1 protein-coding gene is annotated in these 1,921 nt (G+C 44.4%); it reads right to left on the bottom strand.

Annotation, left to right across the window (positions count from 1 at the left end; all coding sequences use genetic code 11):
* Positions 1-291: 291 nt before the first annotated feature.
* A complete protein-coding gene (locus tag BLQ36_RS13120; RefSeq protein ID WP_074516003.1) occupies positions 292-1,554 on the bottom strand; it encodes an NAD(P)/FAD-dependent oxidoreductase in 1,263 nt (420 codons plus the stop codon).
* Positions 1,555-1,921 lie beyond the last annotated feature (367 nt).

Raw genomic sequence — 1,921 nt, forward strand, 5'->3', positions numbered from 1 at the left:
GTCGCTCATTTCAGCGACTCATTTATTGTATCGCATCGATTTGTTTCTGTCAAGAACTTTTTTAAATTCTTTTTTGAAGCATTTTGGTGAAAACAGCCACGACCACTTGCCAGTCAAGGCTTGGTGTCGTTTTTGTTTCCGCCGTATCTCTCAGCGACTTGTACTATGATACACGCCTTTGAAAGAAATGTCAACACCTTTTCTGTGTTTTTTTCAAAAAACCTGCAAATTCTTTTTTCAATATAGAAAAAGGGAGATTCCATCACAGAATTCTCCCTACTATCTTCCTAATTACAGCTGGATGTTGGTGATGATACGGCCCAATCGCGTACCGGAAAGCAGATTCCACATCCACTTGATTGCTACCGTCAAGTTCGTATGGGCACCTGCCAGACGAATGAGATGCACGAACATCCAAGCACACCAAGCGATAAAGCCAGTAAGCTGCGGGTTCATACTGGTCTTGTTAACGACTGCCTCACCGCGGCCAATAGTCGCCATTGCACCAAGATCCTTATACTGGAACGTTGCAAGATCTTGCTGACCATGAATGAGTTTCATAATATTATCATGAGCCACCTGGGCCTGCTGAGTAGCTACCGGAGCCACCGTCGGCAGTGGACGTTCCGTCCCATGTTGGAAATTCGCACAATCGCCAATGGCAAATACCGTTTCGCTGCCATTGACCTGCAGTTTTTCATTGACAATCACGCGGCCGGCACGATCGACCTCGCCACCGCAGTTAGCGATAAAGGGTACCGCTTTTACACCAGCTGCCCAAATAACCGTCCGCGTGGGAATCTCACGACCGTCTTTTAACTTCAGCGTATTGCCGTCATAATCTACCACCTGGGTGTTGAGCATGACATTGACCCCTTTGCGTTCCAGTACTTTGACCGTGTGGTCGCGAAGGTTCGGGGCCATCATTGGCAGTACGTTATCTGTAGCCTCAATCAAGCTGACACTTACTTCGTTGAAATCCAAATGATGGTATTCTTTTTTCTGGATGCCGATAAGTTCCGAGATGGCGCCTGCCTCCTCGATGCCCGTCGGGCCACCGCCGACAACGACAAAGCTCAGCATGCGGCGGCGCTCTTCTTCATTATCTACATGTTTATTGGCACGTTCGAACATATGAAGTACATGATTGCGGATATGAATAGCTTCCTGCAAAGTCTTCATGCCAAAGGAATTCTTTTCGACATTATCCATACCAAAGAAATTAGTCGTAGCACCAGCGGCCAAGATAAGATAATCATAGGCAATTTCCCCATGATTTGTCAGCAATACTTTGCGATCCTGATCAACGCCCTGCGCTTTTGCCATAAAAAATTCCACATTTTTGTTTTTGCGGAAAAAAGTGCGGATTGGGTATGCAATCTCATCCGTGGAAAGGACTGCCGTCGATACCTGATACAGCAGCGGCTGAAATAGATGGAAGTTATGGCGATCTACTAAGATGACATCCACATCATCTTTTGCAAACAGCTTCGCCAGTTTTACACCACCAAAGCCTGCACCAACAATCACGATACGAGGTTTTTTGTCTGCCATGATAAAGCCCTCCCAGAATTATCAGATTTCCCTCAAATTTTCACCATTGTCGCGAAAGTGAAAAAAATCACTTTAACGCCTATGGGTACTATCATAGCATGATATCATACAAATGCAAGTATAGATTTACATTTTTCTGTAAATTTATTATTATATCCTGTTTAAATGTAAATTTCCACCGCATTCTATCTTTCTTCATTATTTTTGTTCGTGAAAACAATCACTTGGATAAAATAAGAATATCGCAAAATTGCAGTTTATCGGTTAGTGGAGCCTTATTCGAAGCAGCTCTTCGCCGCCGCTAGGGGCAGTGCCAACACTACGCGGGAGATGGTTTCCTAAACGGAATTTTTATCCTTAATTAAGC

The organism is Selenomonas sp. WCT3 (assembly GCA_900100835.1).
Classification (GTDB): Bacteria; Bacillota; Negativicutes; order Selenomonadales; family Selenomonadaceae; genus Selenomonas_A; species Selenomonas_A ruminantium_E.